Source organism: Pseudomonas sp. DWRC2-2 (genome assembly GCF_049897885.1).
In the GTDB taxonomy this organism is placed as follows: Bacteria; Pseudomonadota; Gammaproteobacteria; order Pseudomonadales; family Pseudomonadaceae; genus Aquipseudomonas; species Aquipseudomonas azotoformans_A.
The window spans coordinates 210,018-229,096 of sequence record NZ_JAFCXD010000001.1 but is presented as its reverse complement, the minus strand read 5'-3'; the positions used below and the strand labels follow the sequence as shown (position 1 = coordinate 229,096).

22 protein-coding genes and 1 tRNA gene are annotated in these 19,079 nt (G+C 58.7%); 12 read left to right on the top strand and 11 right to left on the bottom strand.

Features of this window, described 5'->3' with window-relative positions:
- Positions 1 to 16 precede the first annotated feature (16 nt).
- The 8 genes from ACP7EW_RS01245 to murB all read left to right on the top strand — a co-directional run bounded on the left by ACP7EW_RS01245 (position 17) and on the right by murB (position 6,837).
- Entirely contained in the window at positions 17 to 2,242 is a 2,226-nt protein-coding gene (locus ACP7EW_RS01245) for a DNA internalization-related competence protein ComEC/Rec2 (RefSeq protein WP_426214758.1), read from the top strand.
- A gap of 73 nt (positions 2,243 to 2,315) precedes the next feature.
- Positions 2,316 to 2,951: a MotA/TolQ/ExbB proton channel family protein gene (locus ACP7EW_RS01240; RefSeq protein WP_033896796.1), complete on the top strand. Its 636-nt coding sequence runs from the start codon at positions 2,316 to 2,318 to the stop codon at positions 2,949 to 2,951.
- A complete protein-coding gene (locus ACP7EW_RS01235; protein WP_010209650.1) occupies positions 2,948 to 3,376 on the top strand; it encodes an ExbD/TolR family protein in 429 nt (142 codons plus the stop codon). The genes ACP7EW_RS01240 and ACP7EW_RS01235 overlap by 4 nt, the downstream gene beginning before the upstream one ends.
- Positions 3,376 to 4,386, top strand: coding sequence for a tetraacyldisaccharide 4'-kinase (gene lpxK / locus ACP7EW_RS01230; RefSeq protein WP_426214755.1), 1,011 nt, complete (start codon positions 3,376 to 3,378; stop codon positions 4,384 to 4,386). The genes ACP7EW_RS01235 and lpxK overlap by 1 nt, the downstream gene beginning before the upstream one ends.
- A 24-nt stretch (positions 4,387 to 4,410) precedes the next feature.
- Positions 4,411 to 4,596 (top strand): Trm112 family protein, encoded by a 186-nt coding sequence (locus ACP7EW_RS01225; protein WP_003174668.1) that lies wholly within the window; start codon positions 4,411 to 4,413, stop codon positions 4,594 to 4,596.
- A complete protein-coding gene (gene kdsB, locus ACP7EW_RS01220) occupies positions 4,593 to 5,357 on the top strand; it encodes a 3-deoxy-manno-octulosonate cytidylyltransferase (RefSeq protein ID WP_177112639.1) in 765 nt (254 codons plus the stop codon). Before ACP7EW_RS01225 ends, kdsB begins: the two co-directional genes overlap by 4 nt.
- Complete coding sequence (locus tag ACP7EW_RS01215; RefSeq protein ID WP_010209653.1) at positions 5,357 to 5,821, top strand: low molecular weight protein-tyrosine-phosphatase; 465 nt, start codon at positions 5,357 to 5,359, stop codon at positions 5,819 to 5,821. The genes kdsB and ACP7EW_RS01215 overlap by 1 nt, the downstream gene beginning before the upstream one ends.
- Positions 5,818 to 6,837, top strand: a complete 1,020-nt coding sequence (gene murB, locus ACP7EW_RS01210) for a UDP-N-acetylmuramate dehydrogenase (RefSeq protein ID WP_426214753.1) — start codon at positions 5,818 to 5,820, stop codon at positions 6,835 to 6,837. The genes ACP7EW_RS01215 and murB overlap by 4 nt, the downstream gene beginning before the upstream one ends.
- Positions 6,838 to 6,899: 62 nt before the next feature.
- On the opposite strand, the gene ACP7EW_RS01205 is transcribed toward murB, so the two are convergent.
- The gene (locus tag ACP7EW_RS01205) at positions 6,900 to 7,571 is read right to left on the bottom strand and encodes a Bax inhibitor-1/YccA family protein (RefSeq protein WP_025858161.1); all 672 of its coding nucleotides are present in this window, start codon (positions 7,569 to 7,571) and stop codon (positions 6,900 to 6,902) included.
- A gap of 152 nt (positions 7,572 to 7,723) precedes the next feature.
- Between ACP7EW_RS01205 and ACP7EW_RS01200 the strand changes: the two genes are divergently transcribed.
- Positions 7,724 to 7,814, top strand: a tRNA-Ser gene (locus tag ACP7EW_RS01200).
- Between the two features lie 126 nt (positions 7,815 to 7,940).
- Here ACP7EW_RS01200 and ACP7EW_RS01195 read toward each other — a convergent pair.
- From ACP7EW_RS01195 to ACP7EW_RS01180, 4 genes are all read right to left on the bottom strand, one after another.
- Entirely contained in the window at positions 7,941 to 9,005 is a 1,065-nt protein-coding gene (locus tag ACP7EW_RS01195) for a tyrosine-type recombinase/integrase (RefSeq protein ID WP_426214751.1), read from the bottom strand.
- Positions 9,006 to 9,009: 4 nt separating this feature from the next.
- Positions 9,010 to 9,246: a DUF4224 domain-containing protein gene (locus tag ACP7EW_RS01190; protein ID WP_034127852.1), complete on the bottom strand. Its 237-nt coding sequence runs from the start codon at positions 9,244 to 9,246 to the stop codon at positions 9,010 to 9,012.
- A 37-nt stretch (positions 9,247 to 9,283) separates the two neighbouring features.
- Positions 9,284 to 9,511: a hypothetical protein gene (locus ACP7EW_RS01185; RefSeq protein WP_426214749.1), complete on the bottom strand. Its 228-nt coding sequence runs from the start codon at positions 9,509 to 9,511 to the stop codon at positions 9,284 to 9,286.
- A gap of 622 nt (positions 9,512 to 10,133) precedes the next feature.
- Positions 10,134 to 10,907 (bottom strand): hypothetical protein, encoded by a 774-nt coding sequence (locus ACP7EW_RS01180; RefSeq protein ID WP_426214747.1) that lies wholly within the window; start codon positions 10,905 to 10,907, stop codon positions 10,134 to 10,136.
- 834 nt (positions 10,908 to 11,741) lie between these two features.
- On the opposite strand from ACP7EW_RS01180, the gene ACP7EW_RS01175 reads away from it, so the two are divergent.
- Positions 11,742 to 11,942 carry a hypothetical protein gene (locus tag ACP7EW_RS01175; RefSeq protein ID WP_426214745.1) on the top strand — a complete coding sequence of 67 codons (201 nt, stop codon included), beginning with the start codon at positions 11,742 to 11,744 and terminating at the stop codon, positions 11,940 to 11,942.
- Positions 11,943 to 12,288: 346 nt separating this feature from the next.
- Here the strand turns inward: ACP7EW_RS01175 and ACP7EW_RS01170 are convergent, their stop codons facing one another.
- Positions 12,289 to 12,600: a DUF4406 domain-containing protein gene (locus ACP7EW_RS01170; protein WP_426214744.1), complete on the bottom strand. Its 312-nt coding sequence runs from the start codon at positions 12,598 to 12,600 to the stop codon at positions 12,289 to 12,291.
- A gap of 580 nt (positions 12,601 to 13,180) precedes the next feature.
- Positions 13,181 to 15,226, bottom strand: a complete 2,046-nt coding sequence (locus ACP7EW_RS01165; RefSeq protein ID WP_426214742.1) for a DNA cytosine methyltransferase — start codon at positions 15,224 to 15,226, stop codon at positions 13,181 to 13,183.
- Positions 15,227 to 15,275: 49 nt separating this feature from the next.
- Here ACP7EW_RS01165 and ACP7EW_RS01160 point away from each other — a divergent pair, with 49 nt between their 5' ends.
- On the top strand, positions 15,276 to 15,863 hold the full coding sequence (locus ACP7EW_RS01160; RefSeq protein WP_426214740.1) for a hypothetical protein: 588 nt from the start codon (positions 15,276 to 15,278) through the stop codon (positions 15,861 to 15,863).
- 190 nt (positions 15,864 to 16,053) lie between these two features.
- The gene (locus tag ACP7EW_RS01155; protein WP_426214738.1) at positions 16,054 to 16,635 is read left to right on the top strand and encodes a hypothetical protein; all 582 of its coding nucleotides are present in this window, start codon (positions 16,054 to 16,056) and stop codon (positions 16,633 to 16,635) included.
- Between the two features lie 6 nt (positions 16,636 to 16,641).
- On the opposite strand, the gene ACP7EW_RS01150 is transcribed toward ACP7EW_RS01155, so the two are convergent.
- The 4 genes from ACP7EW_RS01150 to ACP7EW_RS01135 all read right to left on the bottom strand — a co-directional run bounded on the left by ACP7EW_RS01150 (position 16,642) and on the right by ACP7EW_RS01135 (position 18,831).
- On the bottom strand, positions 16,642 to 16,950 hold the full coding sequence (locus ACP7EW_RS01150; RefSeq protein ID WP_426214736.1) for a hypothetical protein: 309 nt from the start codon (positions 16,948 to 16,950) through the stop codon (positions 16,642 to 16,644).
- Positions 16,951 to 17,047: 97 nt separating this feature from the next.
- Positions 17,048 to 17,332, bottom strand: coding sequence for a hypothetical protein (locus ACP7EW_RS01145; RefSeq protein WP_426214734.1), 285 nt, complete (start codon positions 17,330 to 17,332; stop codon positions 17,048 to 17,050).
- 22 nt (positions 17,333 to 17,354) lie between these two features.
- Entirely contained in the window at positions 17,355 to 17,735 is a 381-nt protein-coding gene (locus tag ACP7EW_RS01140; protein WP_426214732.1) for a LuxR C-terminal-related transcriptional regulator, read from the bottom strand.
- A gap of 400 nt (positions 17,736 to 18,135) precedes the next feature.
- Entirely contained in the window at positions 18,136 to 18,831 is a 696-nt protein-coding gene (locus tag ACP7EW_RS01135) for a S24 family peptidase (RefSeq protein ID WP_426214730.1), read from the bottom strand.
- Positions 18,832 to 19,079: the final 248 nt, after the last annotated feature.

Sequence of the window (19,079 nt, the reverse complement as noted above, 5' to 3'; positions counted from 1 at the left end):
TGGAAAAGGATGATCCATGAGGACAGGGATGTGCGCGTTTGCGCTGGGGCTGCTGGCCTTGCGCTTTTTACCGGCATTGCCGACGACCGGTTGGCTGATTGCCTTGCTGGTGCTGGCCTTGATGTTGTTGCCGTTTCGCACGTATCCCTTGGCGTTTTTCCTGTTCGGGCTGAGTTGGGCGTGCATGAGTGCGCAGTGGGCGCTGGATGATCGCCTTAGGCCGGTGTTGGATGGCCAGACGCGCTGGGTAGAAGGGCGGGTTACCGGTTTGCCTCAGCAAACGGGCGATGGCGTGCGCTTCGTGCTGACCGACAGTCGGTCGCGTAATGCCCGGTTGCCCACGCGTATCCGGGTCTCCTGGCATGGCGGGCCGCCTGTGCGCAGTGGCGAACGCTGGCGCCTGGCAATCACCCTGAAGCGGCCGGCCGGGTTGCTGAACTTCCATGGGTTTGATCAGGAGGCCTGGTTGCTGGCCCAGCGAATTGGCGCCACAGGCACGGTAAAGGACGGAGAACGCCTGGCACCGGCTGCTAATGCCTGGCGCGACGGTGTGCGTCAGCGCTTGCTTGCGGTGGACGCCCAGGGCCGGGAAGCAGGCCTGATTGCCCTGGTGTTGGGCGATGGCTCTGGATTGACCGCTGCTGATTGGCAGGTGCTGCAGGACACAGGGACCGTGCATTTGCTGGTCATCTCCGGCCAGCATATCGGTTTGCTTGCGGGCTTGGTCTACGGTTTGATCGCCAGCCTGGCGCGCTATGGGTGCTGGCCCCGAAGCTGGCCGTGGTTGCCGTGGGCCTGTGGGTTGGCGTTCACCACGGCGCTGGGTTACGGCTTGCTGGCCGGGTTTGGCGTGCCGGTGCAGCGCGCCTGTGTGATGGTCGGGTTGGTGTTGTTGTGGCGTTTGCGCTTTCGTCATCTGGGGCTGTGGTGGCCTTTGTTGCTGGCACTCAATGGGGTGTTGGTGTTGGAGCCGTTGGCGAGTTTGCAGCCGGGGTTCTGGCTGTCCTTTGCGGCGGTGGCGGTGCTGATCCTGGCGTTTGGTGGCCGTCTGGGGCCGTGGAGCCTGTGGCAGGCGTGGACCCGGCCGCAGTGGTTGATTGCCATCGGGTTGTTTCCGGTCTTGTTGGTGTTGGGGTTGCCCATCAGTCTGAGCGCACCGTTCGCTAACCTGATAGCCGTGCCGTGGATCAGCTTGGTGGTGTTGCCGCTGGCCTTGTTGGGGACAGCTCTGCTCGCGCTGCCCTTTGTGGGTGACGGTCTGCTATGGCTAGCGGGTGGGGCACTGGATGTCTTGTTCAAGGGCTTGGCGTGGCTCGCCGGGCTAATGCCCGCCTGGATTCCGGCCGAAGTGCCGTTGGGCTATTGGCTGGTGAGTCTGCTGGGGACCGTGCTGCTCCTGCTGCCCAAGGGTGTTCCATTTCGCCTGCTCGGGTTGTCGATGCTACTGTTGGCGGTGTTTCCCCCGCGAGAATTGGTCCCTCATGGAACAGTAGAGGTCGTGCAACTGGACGTCGGCCAGGGCCAATCGCTGATTCTGCGCACCCGTCATCACACTTTGCTCTACGACGCCGGCCCGCGCTCCGGAAGCTTTGATCTGGGCGCACGCGTTGTCCTGCCGTCGCTGCGAAAACTCGGGGTAGGGGAGTTGGACATGCTGCTGCTCAGCCACGCCGATGCCGATCATGCGGGTGGTGCAGCAGCCGTTGCCAAGGGCATGCCGATCAAGCGCGTGGTGGGCGGGGAAACTGAAGGCCTGCCGTCATCGCTCGGCACCCAACCTTGTGTCAGCGGCGAGCGATGGACCTGGGACGGTGTGACCTTCGAACTCTGGCAGTGGCCGGACGCCATCAGTGGAAACGCGAAGTCCTGCGTCTTGCAGGTGCAGGCCAATGGCGAGCGCCTGCTGCTGACCGGTGATATTGACCGCGCCGCCGAGCAGTCCATGCTCGCATCACCCCTGGCGGTGCGCACTGATTGGCTGCAAGCGCCGCACCACGGCAGTCGCAGTTCTTCGTCCTGGCCCTTTGTGGAACGGCTTAGTCCGCGATCCGTGCTGATCTCGCGAGGGCGCCACAACGCGTTCGGCCATCCTCATCCACAGGTGATGGAACGCTACCGGCGGTTGGGCAGCCAGGTGTATGACAGTGCCGAGCAGGGCGCCGTGCGTCTGCAGTTGGGGGCTTTTACGCCGCCGGTAGTTGCGCGCAATCAACGCCGGTTCTGGCGCGAGCGGTTACCTTAGGCGCGGCCGATGGGGTCTGTGGTCAACGCACCTATATGGTAAAGTGGCGCACTTTTTCGAGGGGACATTCACTGTGTGGGAATTGGTCAAATCCGGCGGCTGGATGATGTTGCCGATCATCATGAGCTCTATCGCCGCACTCGGCATCGTCGCCGAACGCCTGTGGACCCTGCGCGCCAGCCGCGTGACCCCCGAGCATTTACTGGGGCAGGTCTGGGCCTGGATCAAGAACAAGCAGCTCGACAAGGAAAAGCTCAAGGAACTGCGCGCCAATTCCCCGCTGGGTGAAATCCTCGCCGCTGGCCTGGCCAACTCCAAGCATGGTCGCGAGATCATGAAAGAGTGCATCGAGGAAGCCGCGGCCCGCGTCATCCATGAACTGGAGCGCTACATCAACGCCCTCGGCACCATCGCCGCCATGGCGCCGTTGCTCGGCTTGCTCGGCACGGTGCTGGGCATGATCGATATCTTCAGCTCGTTCATGGGTTCCGGCATGACCACCAACGCAGCCGTACTGGCCGGTGGTATCTCCAAGGCGCTGATCACCACGGCCGCAGGCCTGATGGTGGGTATTCCGTCGGTGTTCTTCCACCGTTTCCTGCAACGCCGCATCGATGAACTGGTGGTCGGCATGGAGCAGGAAGCCATCAAGCTGGTGGAAGTGGTGCAGGGCGATCGTGACGTGGACCTGGTTGGGGGCAAAGCGTGAAATTTCGCCGCAAGCAACGGGAAAACGTCGATATCAACCTCGCGTCGCTGATCGACGTAGTGTTTATCCTGCTGCTGTTTTTTGTCGTCACCACCACCTTCACCCGGCAGACCGAGCTGCGCGTCGACCTGCCGGAAGCCGTGAGCGGTTCGCCGGCCGAAGACCAGCAAGTCAAGCAACTGGACATCGCCATCAGCGCCGACGGGGTGTTTTCGGTGAATAACCAATTGCTCGAGAAAAACGACTTGGCCAGCCTGATGGATGCCTTGCAGAAAGAGTCCGGCGGCGACACTAAGCTGCCGCTGTCCATCAGTGCCGATGGCAAGACCCAGCACCAGGCTGTGATCACTGCGATGGACGCTGCCGGCAAGCTCGGTTTCAGCCATTTGCGCATGACCACCGTCGAGGCGGCGGGCCAACCCTGATGGCCCTGTCCGATCGTTTGCTCAAGGCCTGGTACGAGGGCCATCCGGCACTTGCGCTGCTCCGTCCGCTGGAGTCCTTGTATCGCCGGGTGGTGCAGGGCAAGCGTGCACGCTTCCTGGCGGGAGAGGGCGAGATCTATCAATCGCCGGTGCCGGTGGTGGTGGTCGGTAATATCACCGTGGGTGGCACCGGCAAGACGCCGTTGATCCTGTGGCTGATCGAACACTGCCGACGCAGCGGCCTGCGCGTGGGGGTGGTCAGCCGGGGGTATGGCGCCAAGCCGCCGCAGTTGCCCTGGCGGGTCGAAGCCAGCCACAGCGCCGACGTGGCAGGTGATGAACCGCTGTTGATCGTACAGCGCTGCGGCGTGCCGTTGATGATCGACCCCGACCGCAGCCGTGCGGTCAAGGCGCTGCTGGCCAGCGAAACCCTCGACCTGATCCTCTCCGACGACGGCCTGCAGCACTATCGCCTGGCCCGTGACCTTGAACTGGTGCTGATCGACGCCGCCCGTGGCCTGGGCAACCGCCGTTGCCTGCCGGCCGGGCCGTTGCGTGAGCCGGTGGAGCGTCTGCAGAGCGTCGACGCGTTGCTGTACAACGGCGCCGCCAGTGATCGAGACGATGGCTTTGCCTTTCGCCTGCAACCCACCGCGCTGGTCAACCTGCTGACCGGCGAACGGCAGCCGGTGGATCATTTTCCAGCCGGCCAGCAGGTGCATGCGGTCGCCGGCATCGGCAACCCGCAACGTTTCTTCACTACCCTTGAAACGCTACACTGGCAGCCGATACCCCATGGCTTTGCCGACCACGCGACTTACAGCGCCGAGGTCCTGAATTTTACGCCGTCATCGCCACTGGTCATGACCGAGAAGGACGCGGTGAAGTGCCGCGCCTTTGCCCAGTCCGACTGGTGGTACCTTGCGGTGGATGCGCTGCCGTCGCCGGCGTTCGTCGCCTGGTTCGACACGCAGCTGATGCGTCTGCTGCCTGCCCGCCTTTTGCCTTAAACCGCTGCTTTCCAGGAAACACTCATGGACACCAAATTGCTCGACATCCTCGCTTGCCCGATCTGCAAAGGCCCGCTCAAGCTCAGCGCCGACAAAACCGAGCTGATCAGCAAAGGCGCTGGCCTGGCTTACCCGATCCGTGATGGCATCCCGGTGATGCTGGAAAGCGAAGCCCGCACCTTGACCACCGACGAGCGCTTGGATAAATGACCACCGCCTTTACCGTTGTCATCCCGTCCCGCTACGCCTCGACTCGCCTACCGGGCAAGCCGCTGCAACTGATCGGCAGCAAGCCGATGATCCAGTTGGTGTGGGAACAGGCCTGCAAAAGCAGCGCCGAGCGCGTGGTGGTGGCCACCGACGACCCGCGCATCATCGAAGCCTGCAAGGGCTTCGGCGCCGAGGCGGTGCTGACCCGCGAGGACCACAACTCCGGCACCGACCGCCTGGCCGAAGTGGCCACCCAGCTTGGCCTGGCGCCAGACGCCATCGTGGTCAACGTGCAGGGCGACGAACCCCTGATCCCGCCGCGCGTGATCGACCAGGTGGCCGCCAACCTCGCCGCCCATGGCGAAGCGCGCATGGCGACCCTGGCCGAGCCGATCGAAGATATCGAGACCCTGTTCAACCCGAACGTGGTGAAAGTGGTCAGTGACATCAATGGCCTGGCGCTGACGTTCAGTCGTTCGACCTTGCCTTGGGCGCGCGACGCCTTCGCCAAGCAGCCTGACGTGTTGCCGGAAGGCGTGCCTTACCGTCGCCATATCGGCATTTACGCCTACCGCGCCGGTTTCCTGCATGACTTTGTCAGCTGGGGCCCGTGCTGGCTGGAAAACACCGAGTCCCTGGAGCAACTACGCGCCCTGTGGCACGGCGTGCGGATCCATGTGGGCGATGCGCTGGAAGCGCCGCCCGCCGGTGTCGACACCCCGGAAGACCTTGAGCGCGTCCGTCGCCTGCTGGGGGCCTGATGGAGGTTCTGTTTGTCTGCCTGGGCAACATCTGCCGTTCGCCCACCGCAGAGGGCGTACTGCGCCATAAATTGCGCGAAGCGGGGCTGGCGGGGCAGGTCGAGGTCGCGTCCGCTGGCACGGGCGAATGGCATGTCGGTAACCCGCCGGACCAACGCAGCCAGCGCGCGGCGTTGGTGCGCGGCTACGATCTGTCGGCCCAGCGTGCCCAGCAGGTTTCTCGCGCCGACTTTGCGCGCTATGACCTGATCCTGGCCATGGATCACAGCAACCTGCGCAACCTCAAGGCCCTGCAACCGGGCCAGGGTAAGGCGGAACTGGACCTGTTCCTGCGCCGCTACGACGCCGAAGTGGACGAAGTGCCAGACCCGTATTACGAAGGTGAACAAGGCTTCGAACGGGTCCTGGACCTGATCGAGCGCGCCTGTGATTTATTGGTGATCGAATTGAAGGGGCGGTTATGACCTTGCAGGTGCTTGCGCAGGTATCGCTCAAGCCATTCAACAGCTTTGGCATTGACGTGCGCGCCCAGCTGTTTGCCGAGGCCCACAATGACGATGATGTTCGTGAAGCCTTGGCCTATTCAGCCGCTCATGCGGTGCCGCTGCTGGTGATCGGTGGCGGTAGCAACTTGCTGTTGACCCAGGACATTCCGGCGCTGGTGCTGCGCATGGCCAGCCAGGGTATCCGTGTGTTGCACGACGACGGTACGCAGGTGGTGGTCGAGGCCGAAGCTGGCGAGGCCTGGCACCCGTTCGTGCTGTGGACCCTGGAACAAGGTTTCTGCGGCCTGGAAAACCTCAGCCTCATCCCCGGCACCGTTGGCGCAGCGCCCATGCAGAACATTGGCGCCTACGGTGTGGAGATCAAGGACGTATTCGCCGGCCTGACAGCCCTGGATCGCCACACCGGTGAACTGCGCGACTTCAGCCTGGACGAGTGCAACTTTGCCTACCGCGACAGCCTGTTCAAGCACGAAACCGGCCGCTGGCTGATCCTGCGGGTGCGCTTTGCCCTGAGCCGCGCCAGCCATCTCAAACTCGACTACGGCCCGGTACAGCAGCGCCTGGCGGGGCAGGGGATCACCGAAGCGACACCGAGTGATGTCAGCCGCGCGATCTGCAGTATCCGCCGGGAAAAACTGCCGGACCCGGCAGAGCTGGGCAATGCGGGCAGCTTCTTCAAGAACCCGCTGGTGTCCCACGTGCTGGCGGCTGAGCTGCAGGCGCTGTATCCGGACCTGGTGGCGTACCCGCAGGCCGATGGGCAGATGAAGCTCGCGGCCGGCTGGCTGATCGACAAGGCCGGCTGGAAGGGCTTCCGTGACGGCGATGCCGGCGTGCATAAATTGCAGGCTCTGGTGCTGGTCAACTACGGCGACGCCACGGGGCACGATATTGCGAACCTGGCCCAGCGTATCCAGCGCGATATTGCCGAGCGATTCAAGGTCGATCTGGAAATGGAGCCCAACCAGTATTAAGTCCCTTGAAACAAAAATGCCCCGCATCTTTCGATGCGGGGCATTTTTTTGGGTGCTGACAATCAGTCGTCGCGGCTCATGATGCCGAAGATCTGCAACAGGCTGATAAACAGGTTGTAGATCGACACATACAGGCTGACGGTCGCCATGATGTAGTTACGCTCACCACCGTGGATGATCGCACTGGTCTGGAACAGGATGCACACCGAGGAAAACAGCACGAAACCTGCGCTGATCGCCAGTTGCAGGCCGCTGATCTGGAAGAACATGCTCGCCACCACGGCCGCCAGCAATACGAAGAAACCAGCGGTGATGAAACCGCCCAGGAAGCTCATGTCCTTGCGGGTGATCAGCACGTAGGCCGACAGACCACCAAACACCAGTGCGGTCATGGCAAACGCCGAGCTGACCACTTCCGCGCCGCCGGCCATGCCGAGGTAACGGTTGAGGATCGGGCCGAGGATAAAGCCCATGAAACCGGTCAAGGCAAATGCCGATACCAGGCCCCAGGCCGAGTCACGCAGCTTGTTGGTCAGGAAGAACAGGCCATAGAAGCCGATCAGCACGACAAAGATATTCGGGTAGCCGACGCGCATCTGCTGGGCCACGAACGCCATCACGCCGCTGAATGCGAGGGTAAGGGCGAGCAAGCCATAGGTGTTGCGCAACACGCGGCTGACTTCAAGCTGCTCAGCCTGCGCGTTACCATTCACTGCGTAATTCTGTTCGCGCATGGCGACACTCCTTCGGTTTTGAAACGTTCAGTCGCAAAGATCATAACAGACGCTCTGTAACAAGCTATGGCAAGAGTTTGACAGTGTGTTTCATTCGGGTATTATGGCGCCCGCTGAGACGGGATGGGCTACTATAATCCTGTGATGCACAAGGGAAATTGGCAGAGTGGTTGAATGCACCGGTCTTGAAAACCGGCGGACGTTAATAGCGTCTCCAGGGTTCGAATCCCTGGTTTCCCGCCAAGATTCAAATGAAAGCCCCGCAGTGCGGGGCTTTTGTGTTTCTGGGATTTGGCAAAGTTTTCAGCGTACAGGCCGATCGTTTCCGCATGATTTCAGGCGGTTTCCGCAACTCGTTGCAAATTGCGGTCAGCGAGTCGGCTTCACAATCTCCCCGACGCGTCGATAAACGGTCTCGGTTATCCGTTTGTCCGTGTGGCCCAGGAGCCGGCTTGCATCTCCTAGGTCGAGGATCTCGCTTGCAGCCTTGGGACGGATGTCGCGGAACTGGAAATTTCGAATGCTGGCTGCCAACACTCCATCGCCGTTTTCTCTGGCGATGGTGATCGCCTTGTCGCGAGCATCGTCGAAGCGGAGACGGAGCATGTGCTTTGTTACCTGCCTGCCGTCCTCGGTGACTATCAGGTAGGGGTTTCGAACTCCACGGGTGCGTCTCTGTGCGATCAAGCGCTCAACCAGTGCGCCTAAATCATTCATCGCGCCGGCGGCCGTCAGGCGGATTCGCAGCTTCTTGGACGTCTTGCCCTGAGACACCTGCAGGAACTCGTTAACGGCGTCAGCCTCTCGCATGGACAGGGTGTCCGCAGGGCGCTGTGCGGTCAGGTAGGCCAGGTCCATTGCATCGCGCAGCTCTGAGGCTGCCACGGTATACACGGCGCTCCAGATTTCCTCGCTGGCGTAGAAGTCTCGCGGCGCCTCTTTGTTCTTGCGCACGCCGGCGGCAGGGTTGTTTTCGGTGAGACCCCACTCGCGCGCTATATTGTAAATGTGTGACAGCAGCGAGATTTCCCGGTTTGCACGCACCTTTGCACTTCGACTGTCTCGATACTGCGCGATGATCTGCGGCGTCACCGCGTCGATGGGCGCATCGCAGAAAGCTTTGCGCAGCTGCTTCAGGCTCAGCAGGTTATCGCTCTGCGTCTTCGGCGCTTTGCCGGGGATGATCTCTCGTTCATAACGGTCGAACACCTGGCCCAGTAAAGCATTCTTCTTCGGCACTGGCTTGCAATCGAGCTTTGCCCATTCAGCTTTGGCGATATCCAAGTCACCCCCGAGCGGGATTTCCACCCGCTTCCCGTCTTCATTCCTCCCGTCGTAGTAGTAGCCCACCCACTCTTTACCGCCTTTCAGCGTGCGTACACGCCGAATCATTCGCGGCGGCAGGTCCCTGTTTGCCGCCTTTTTTGCTCGCATCGAATTATCCTACTTTTGAAAGATCCAGCGACCAGGCCTCGGCCGCGACGTTTTCAGCTGATGGCTTCACGCCTGCCAGCTTCATCCGGGCATAGACCCGGCCAACAACCGGCCGACGCGCCCGGGTCAGTACGTATTTCCAGCCGTTCCGATTGAGCCACGCAATCTGGCCCGACGGGATCATGTAGCCGGTGATTGCCGCGATCTCTTCCTCGGCAAGGGTTTCGCTCTGCATTTCCATGATGGTGTCCTTGCCGCGCTGGGCGGCAGAAGGTGGGTCATTCGTTGGGGTCGACGATGCTGTGCGAGATTGAAACCGTCTTCCGCGCAGCGTCTCCGAGATAGATCTCGTTCATGACTTTGTCGTGCTGAATGGATACGGAGTCGATGGCGTCCTCGTCATCGCCAAGCTCTGAAAGGCCCAGCTGGCGAACACGTAAAAGATCGACCCTGTCCGGAACCTCGAAAACTGTTGTTATCGCGCTCGTTCTCATGATGAAGGGCATAGGAATACCTCGCCCGCCGCTCACCGGCAGGCACATATGGTTTAATAAGAAAAATTCTGGATGGAATCGAACGATGGATAAGGCGTTCAAGCAGCCAATATTTGTAGTAGGACTGCCGCTTACGATTTGCGGATTGGTTTTCGGGCTTACTGGACTACTGGCGAGCGGAACGTTGGCCTATGTCGCGCCGGGGCTACTAATACCTGGCTTAGTATTGATGTTGATAGGTTGGCGTGGACGGGATAAGTGAAACGCCGCTCACCGGCTGGCGTTTTAGGGACTGGGATTGGGGAAGTGCCCTGCCCAACTTGCTGGCTTCCTGCATCGGTTTAAAGTGTCAAGTTGGAGCGGAGCACTACCTGTGATAGTTTTTTAGCGTTCGCCCTGCCAGAACTTCATTGCAGCCTTACCGGGGGACTTGCATCTGGTTCGGGCGAACACTTTTATCTCTACGCTTTTATCCAGTCGATAATTGGCTATTGAATATGTTTTTTGCGTGAGTATTCTTTTCCGTGCCCACCCTGCACAAGAGGCTCTTTACCGGTCTATGGATGGCGAGGCTAATTCTGCTGGGTGGGCACCTTACTGGCCGCTAACCGGCAGGCATGTAGGGGGCTTGGGGTTAGGCTGTTGCGGCGATATCGGCCTCGGCCATCTCGCAGAAAAAGCTGCAGTTGGGCAGCTTCTCGTTGCGCGCGATCGGGCCAACAGGAAGGTCGCGCAAAGGGAATCGCTCATCCTTCCTAGTTCCTGACCGGTAGCGAAGAAACCATGAGCCGGGCCCCAGTTCGTCCTGGACCAAACAACGCTGCTCGAACACCTCTGGAAAGTCTTCACGAATTGCGCGCCAATATCCTTCGCCGCCTTTTGGGCAGCCAATACAGTTCGCGTTGTAATAGCCAATGCGATACATGGCAGGCAGTTCGACACCGGCTCGTTCTATGATGGCTTTGCAGTCCTCTTTGCCCAGGCCTCGATCTATTAGCGGAGCAATCACTGGTCGGTCTGGGTTTCTTTCTCTGAAGTCGTCCAGCCGATCGGTCTCTTCGGCGGTGTAGCCGAAGACCATCACGTCACCCGGTTGTTCGTAGGTGGAGAGCAGCCTGCGCTTAAGCAGCGTCGAGCATGGCGCTCCGTGAGGGCCCTTCATGTACCGTTCGCGTAGGAACACGCTCTGCACGTCGGCCCCGTATTTATCATCCCGAAGCACGGTGATAGGTTGGCCGAACCAGACTTCACAGTCCTGGGCGAACCGCCGGTTGTCGTCGTGCTCATTGGCCAGGAAGGCGTTGATTATCTGCACATCGCGGGTTGCGCCATATTCGGCCAGAGCCAGTTTGGTGGCCACCGCCGAAGCAGCACCGCAGCTGAACTGGCAAACGATTCTGTTACTCATGGCCTAGGCCCCTTGTAGATGAAGACGTAGGCGATCCAGAGGGTGGCGATCATGGCGCCACCTCGACCAGTTTCCATTTTGTGTTGTTACTCTGACTGTGCTCCGACTCGACCAACCCTTACGCGTCATTAGCTCAAGCTCCCGGCGGATCTGCTTGGTGGTGAACGGCTCAATGTGAAACCGGAACCACCAGGTGCAGAACCAGTTACCTCGGGAGCCGCCTATGCCGCTCATATATGTCGCCATGCGCTGGCGCAAGCTTGATTTACTTTCTTCAGGCATGCCGGGTTCCTTGCCGCTATAGCGGCTGACTTTGAAGGGGGGAGGGAGGAATAAATATTTGTTGCTTGGTATTTCGTTCAAGTTCACTCAGGTCGCATAATTGCCACCTTAATCATGAGACGACAAAAATGAGAACACGGGGTAGGGTCTATTGGGAATGGGCAGATCCTGCCATCCATACACGCTCAGTTGATGAGCGGCTGGCGGACGGTACCTTGGTAAATGTCCATGTCCGGATGTCACAGACCGGTGCAACCCAACTGTTTGTTGGGGTTTACGGCGTGAAGGGGATGATGATCTTCGAAGAGGCATTCGATTCTCGACCAGGTGAGACGATGACCCAGGCCATGAAGTGGGGGATCGAGCGAGGGAAAGAAAAAGCTCTCCACGGCCCTTTATCAAGTTTGGGAAAGCCCGCCCCCCTGTCTAAATTGGGATCCAGCGGAAGCAAATAACCTTTCATCCACAAATTGGACTTAATTGATTTCGTGCTGGTCATTTATGACGGGTACAACAGCGGCATTTTTGATAGCCCTGTCGCAAGGCGGACTTATGCGCGAAATCGATGATTTTAGATTTAAATCCCACGAGCTACTGATTGATTTGGATGCTGCGACCACTAGGATCATGATGTTGGTATCAGCCGGGGACATGAATGGGCATGTCTGGGATGAGGCTGTAAAGCAGCACCGACTGGCGGTCGAAAAGTGGCAGGCTCTCTTGGAGTTAAGTGGCTCCGCCGAGCCCGCCTAGGACACAAGTGCCAGCAGGCACCTACAGTGGGCGGGGATTTGGCCTTCATGGCTTGAAGAACTTGGCGATATCTCTTCCAAGATCCACCTAACCTCCGCCTTCGATAACTGCGCGGGAGCGCTGTAGCAGCTCGATTTTCGCATCATTGCGCTCATCCGCTGCGGTCAGGCGCTGTTGCAGGGCGTCTCACTCGGCCAGCAGCCGGTTGGCGGTGTCGATATCGACAAGCCTCTCAATGTTGCGCAACGGCTCCGGTGACGCTTGATGCCTTCCGCTCCTGGCAGCAACACCTTCTTCTGCCCGTACTCATCAACAACGTGGTAGGCGACAATATCTGGTGCTTCACTCATACGGCCTCCCTCGTTATCAGATCATGGGCGTTCACAACCGTCATGCTGAGACGTTCGGCGATCAGGACTTCCAGGCGGGCACCCGTTGAATGCTCCCAGCCGGGCAGGGTTGCTATGGTGTCGCATCCCATCAGGGCGGCAATGTCCCGGCGCATGCAGTCGTTCCAGGTGCCGCCGTCAGTGTTGATCTCGGCGGGGTTGGTGACAGTGTGGCCGCCGGCGCGCAGTTTAGTGGTCATTGTGTGGAAGGCGGCAAAGTTGAGGCCGGGCAGACCTGTCATTGGGCCGCTGAGGTAAATCCGTTTCACGGGGGAGTCCTTGCCGGGCCATGCCCGAGTGTTGGATGGCAGACAAAGAGCAGTTAAAGTTCAGCGATTACCGGGGAGGGTAATCATGGGCTGCTACATATGCGGATATAACGTTGTGCCGATAGTGCTGCCGGACACTGAGGAGTATTCGTGCACAGCATGCGGGCGGTACCGAATTACCGGGTCTGCAATTGAGCTGCTTAAGCTGCATCCCTGGAAGTTCGATATATACCTGTCACGGCGGTGGATAGCTGATCAGCAAGAGGTTGGCACCACCCCATTAATCGACTCGGATATTGTCACCAGGCTTGTGTACGTCTAAGCGGTATCCGGTAGGCAATGGTGTGCCTTCCTTAGACATTGCTTGTCTCGCTTGGCCGTGTTCGGGCGGTGGAGTGGACTGATTTGAACTGCTGATTCCGCCAGGTGCCGAAACAGCTACAACCCAGAGGACGTAGCGATGACTGAAGAAAAGAATAAAGAGCCCGAGCAAGAAACCCCGGCGCATTCCACCGAGGAGGAGCGGGAGCGCCTGAAGGACTTCAACAAGGACGGTATTCCCCCCGGTTCGAGCTGACCATCAAGCTGCCCGCGATTGGCGTTGCTCAGTGCGCCACGGGTCGTTGGCCCGCGCCAGTGCTGCCATCGGCGGAGGGCTGACGCTGTTGCCGCACATGTGCACCTGCTGAGTCTTGGTGAACGGCTTGCCGTCGGCGCCGTGGCTTATGATGTAGTCGGCTGGGAAGCCCTGGGCCTTGTACAGCTCATCCGGTTTCAGCATCCGCAGGCAGATGTCGACGATCACGTAGGGCGTGCCCTTGACCATCACGGTGACCATGGCTAGGCGGTCCTTGGTGGTGATCGTCGGCGCCGGCGAGTCGCAAGCGCTGACGTTCTCGGTGCCGTAGTAGCTGATCAGGAAGGCGGCAACCCGCAGGGCGCCCGCTTCATGCTCTGGCGAGAGGGTGAGCGACACCAGTGAGCTCTTGCCACCGGCGCCGGCCGTGATGGTCGGCGCCGGATCTTCCAGGACCTGGCCAACACTGCCGCCGAATGCCCGCTCCATGAATGCGCTGGCCAACCCGTGGTGCTGGCCGCCGGCGCTGATGGTGTGCAGCGGGCCGTTTACGCCACGCGCATCGCAGTTGCCGCGAAGGTGCACCAGGTTCGCCGCCACCAGCTGCTGCTGACTGCCGGTGTTGGCCACCGTGGTCATCGGGTCTTCGATGCTCTTGGCGGTCGTGGTGTTGAAACCGCCATTCATTTGAGCCATGAACACCGTTGAAATGCCCATGGCGTGGGCGGCACCGGCCGGGCGCTGGTAGTTGCCGCCGCTGGTTATGGTCGGTAGCGGCTCGTCCAGCGCCTTGCCCGCGTCATCGAAGCGGAACTTCACAAGGTGTGCCGCTGCGATCGCGCGGTGGTTCTGGGTCATCAGCGTGCCCACCGGCTGGTTCATGCCCACCGGCTTGCCGGAGTACTCTGGCCCGCCGGCTCCAACCCTCACCGGGCCGATCAGCGTTAGCTCGCCGCGATTTGCGCAGGTCACTGTCGGTAACGGGTCGAGCGGGTCGTTGATGCGGTCGCTACCCTGGTGCGTTGCCGGGGCAATCACAGGGCTGACCACCGAGAAGGCTCCGCCCTTCGGGTAGGAGGTGATCGTGCGCAGCGGCTCGGCGGCCGACTGCACCGCCTCCCCTGACCAGTTGGCGATCGGGACAATGAATGGCGCCGCGCTGTCGATAACGAATTTCTTCATGCCCTTGGCAACGCGGCGTAGGGTGGCCGGCGCCAGGTCCTTCTTGCGGCCAAAAATGCTTTTGCCCAGGTCGGTAAAGTCGATGCAATCAGCGGCCGTCTTCCACTTTTGCTGGCCCTTGGCCGGGTTCTTGGCGTGGGTTGGCTCAGGCCACACAATCGGCTGGCCGTCGCACCGGGCGATCATGAACAGGCGTTCCCGGCTGGTCGGCGCGCCGAAGTCGCATGCCTTGATCACCTTCCACTCCACCACATAGCCCATTCCTTCCAGCAGAGCCACGAAGCGGCGCCAGGTGCGGCCGCGCTGTTTCGGGTCAGGAATCAGGAACTGCTGGCCCACCGGCACAACCTCACCAGGCGCAGCAATAGTGCCGTCCAGCTTGACCACTCGGCCCGTGGCCTTGTCGCGCTTGGCGATCAGTCGGCCCCACTGCAGGATCTGCTTCACGTTCTCCAGGCTGATCACCCGTGGGCGCTTCTTTCCTCCCCACTTGAGGCCGATCCACGACAGGTTGCGGATCTCGCGCTTGCGCGGCTGGCCGCCCGCGGCCTGGGAGTGGTGCGTGCAGTCCGGTGACATGTGGAACCAGCCCACGGCCATGCCGCCGCATTCGGTGTCCGGGTCACCATCGAACACGTCGGTGGTGAAGTGCTTGGCGCCTGGGTGATTGACGGTGTGCATGCCTATCGCTTGCGGACTGTGATTCTTCGCCACGTTCACCGTGCGGCCCAGGCCCATTTCCAGCCCGGTACCGGCCCCGCCGCCACCACAGAAGAAGTCGACAACAATCTCATCGTCCTGAGGGTTGAAGCCGAGTCCGTATTGGGTTTTGAAGTCGAAGGGGTTTTTCTTCTGTTGTGCGGACATAGGGGATCCTTGCCGGGTGTATTTGGCGGATAGGGAAAGGGAGATCGCGATGCTTAATGATTACGGGAAGAGTTTGTTTGAACCGTTACTATCGGTTCCAAACATTGTTTTATGTTTGTCTGCCGTTTTCGCCTTAGCTTTGGCTTTGATGAACGTGGAGTTAACTACCAGTGAGTGGGCAAGCTGGGTTCAGGCAGTTGGGGCGATTGTTTCGATCTGGGCCGCGTGGGTCATTGCGAGCCGCCAGAGCAGACGAGCAGAGAAAGTCGCAATGCGTCAGGATTCAGCTAAATGTGCCGTGATCGTCGGGGTTCTTAACTACGCACTGAATGTCATTGAGCAAGAGTCATTAACTGAAAATGGGAGTGTTAATCCTCTCCACGTGCGAGCCGATATCCAAAAAGTAATTTTAATGCTCGACCGAATTGATCTATTAGCACTTCCTGATCCCGTCGTTGTAAACGCAGTCTGCACTGTGCGCAGGTCGATAGAACTGCTGGATAAGAAACTCCTTGAACACAGGGGGGCTACTGTGTTCGCCCTTCATTACAGGCTTGGCGTCGCCAGGGCTTGTATCAGTACAACACAGCACCAAATTTTGCTATGTGAAGTGGCTATAGCCGAATTGACTTCGTAGCGGCTGAGTTTTGGTGAATAAGAATCTTCACCATTGCAGGCGCGCATCGACTCGCTCTCGAAGGCAAGCTTCGATGCCACTGCATACAAAGCCGAAGTTGACATCGGTCATATGGGATCCTCGCCGGCTGGCATAAAATGTTGATATGGGGTATTACGGGTGACCGGCATGGAGCCGATAGGAGAGGAAAATGTTTGATTTAAAAGCGGCGCTGAATGAAATTTCACGTTACAACTCATATATCTCAGATATCAGGAGGGAAGTTCAGTTGTATGAGCAGCTTTACTGCTTTTCGGCTTCTACGGATATTTTGAATAGAAACCTCACGCCGGTATTTAGTATTATTCAGAAGTCAATGTTCATTAGTATATTGACGCGAATTTCTGCGGTTTTTGATTCTAAGTCTTTTGGGTCCGATAATAACTTGTCTCTCGATTTTTTAGAACACAAGTATCGAGAGTTTGCCAGCGAGGCGTTGCTTTCAGAATTCAATGAGCTTAAGGGGTTCTATCGAAAACTAAATATAAAGAATTACAGAAATAAGTTAATCGCGCACAATGATTTAGCTACTGTGTTTGGCGAGTCTTCCGTATCACACACAATCAAAGACGGCGATATTATGAGCCTGCTCAAATCCACTCATAAGTTCTGCATTAATCTTTGCAAATGCCTTCCTGGTGGCATCGAAACTGTCTTGAGCGTGGAGCCTTGGCAATTGAAGCCGGGCGATGACGGGCTCGAGTTGCTTCGCCGATTGCAAGCGGGGAAGTGAAATCGGTCACGCTTCGTTTCCGGTCTTTGCAAACTGCGCTAGCTGTCGAGACTGCTTTTCGGTTACTTCGAAAACAGGTCGCGACATGGAGGAGAAGCGCGCAGATTCGGCGGCAGGCGTTGTTACCAGGTTGATCAGGAGCGTCGAGACTGTCTCCCGCCATTCCTCGAAATCGTGGCGCTCGCCAAGCACCTGAAGTGCATCATCGAGCGCTTTCGAGACAATCAACGTTCGTTTCTCGGTGCCGATCCGTTCGAGCAGCGCCTTGTCTTTCGCGCGCTTGTCCCGCTGCATCTGCGCGTTGTGCTTGGCCATGGCCTACCTCTTCGATTTCATGTGCTGGCAAATCAAGCCATGCGTGCCGCCGGCGCTGTCGCACCTGGTTGTTGATTCGCTTCACGGATTACCCTGATTACTGGGACCATCCTTCAATGTTGATCTTCTTACCATCGGCGCGAGCCTCAAGAACCTTGGCGCGGTTGAGCGCTGCCTTCCAGGTGAAGCAAATCCCCATGACCTTGCCGGTGGAGCGCTCGACAACGTGGTAGGCGCCGGTGCCCTTGTTGACTACCTGGAAGCGAACCTCTTGCACGGGCTGTTCCTTTCCGATCATGGCGTACATCGTGCTGGTGGCAATGGTTGCGCGAACACGTAGAGCCGCTAGTCCTTCGGCCCGCTCTTGAATTGATGGGGGCATATCTTTTTCCTTGGTGTTTGAGTTAGGCGAGCAGCATCGGTTGTTCGGCGCGGCGTACCATCCTGACTTCTGCCGTACGACGTTCTGGCGCCCGGCGGTCACGACGCATTGACTCGTCACCAATCATTGCGTGCATGGCGATCAGCGCCGCCAACACGAAGCACATGGGCGAGATGATCTGGCGGCGCATAGCCTCGGCAATCATGGCTGTCTGGCGGGTAACGCCGAGCTTGAACATGGCGCAGGAAAGGCGCTTCGCTACCGTGCAGGCTGCCACGTCGAACTGACGGGCAATCTCTTTGGCCGTCATGCCCTGGGCTGCGGCCAGTAGGTACTGAAGCTCTTTGGGCGCAAGGCCTCTACCGAGGTGACCCTTCCATGCGCCGTTGATGATTTCGTTCATCGCTGTGACTCCCGGTTGTTTTCCCACTGCACCCGTCACCAGGTGCAGAAGTGAAATCTTCTGGTGACGCTTGCCGGCTTCCCGCTACTGGCGTCGGTCGCCGGCCCATCAAATTATTTGTCCAGCCGCGGGCCTTTCGGCTTGTTCTCCCGCTGGATAACTCGTCTTGGCGCTTTACGCTGCGCACCCGGGTCAGTTGCCAACCCTCTGAACCGTTGAGGCCGGTTCATCGCTGCCTTGGATCTGGCCGGTGGTTATCCGGCGACCAGGCAAATTTAGAAAACTTAACAGATGCGGTCAAGAGATTTCTTTAGAGAACTTAACAGATTGTTAAGATTGCCAATCTCAAGGCATAAAAAAACCCGCTCGTAAGCGGGTCTTGTTCTGTGCTGGTAGGTCTTCAGCGGGAGTACATGGCCCACCAAAACACATGGCCAATAATCGTTATTTGTTGATCTTGGATATCTTGAAAGGTGTAGTCCTCGTCCGGGTGCTCATCTCTGTTGAAGCTGCGCAACCTGATACCCGTGGGGGTCCGATAAACCTGCTTCACACGGAGCTGCCCGTTATGACTTATCGCGTACATCTCTCCGTCAACGACGTCGCGTAGCGAGTTTTTTCCGACGTTTACACCGACGGTGGCCCCATCTCGAAGCACTGGAATCATGCTATTTCCGCTGACGGACACGCACTTTGCATTGGCGAACTGCACGTTGTTCTGGCGCAAGTCCTTCTTGAAAAAACGCAGCCGCGCTGAGTCGCTTTGCTCTATGGAGTATTTGCCGGAGCCAGCAGACAGCTCGACCTCTTCCAGGAATGGGACGTAGACCTCGTCTTCATCCAGTGGAGTTTCATCGTCCCAAGTTTCAATGGGAGCGAGGGTGGGTGCCTTGGGCGGATCGATGCCTTCTGACAACCACTCTGCCGAACAGTCAAGAGCTCTGGCCAGCGAGGTCAGGTTTTTTCCTTTCGCGCCATTCGTCCCATTAATCCAGAAAGAGACAGTGGCCTTAGATACGCCAGTCATTTCGCTGATATCTGTCGCGCGGAGGCCTAGGGCGTCCATGCGTGCTTTGAGTCGTTCGCTGAAATTCATATTTAGGATTCTAAACAATGGTGAGTTTAGATAACTTGCCTTTTGTGGTTAACATTTCTAAACTCGCTTCGGTGAAATGGAGAAGCCTCAATGAACTATGACCAAGCCTTAACGTTTTTCGGCTCGCCTGGCGCGATTGGTGCGGCTCTCGGCGTGACAAGAAGCCGAGTTTCGCAGTGCAGATCCGCTGGCGGGTTCTCCTACCCAATGCAGTGTGTATTGGAAAAGGAATCCGGTGGAAAGCTAAG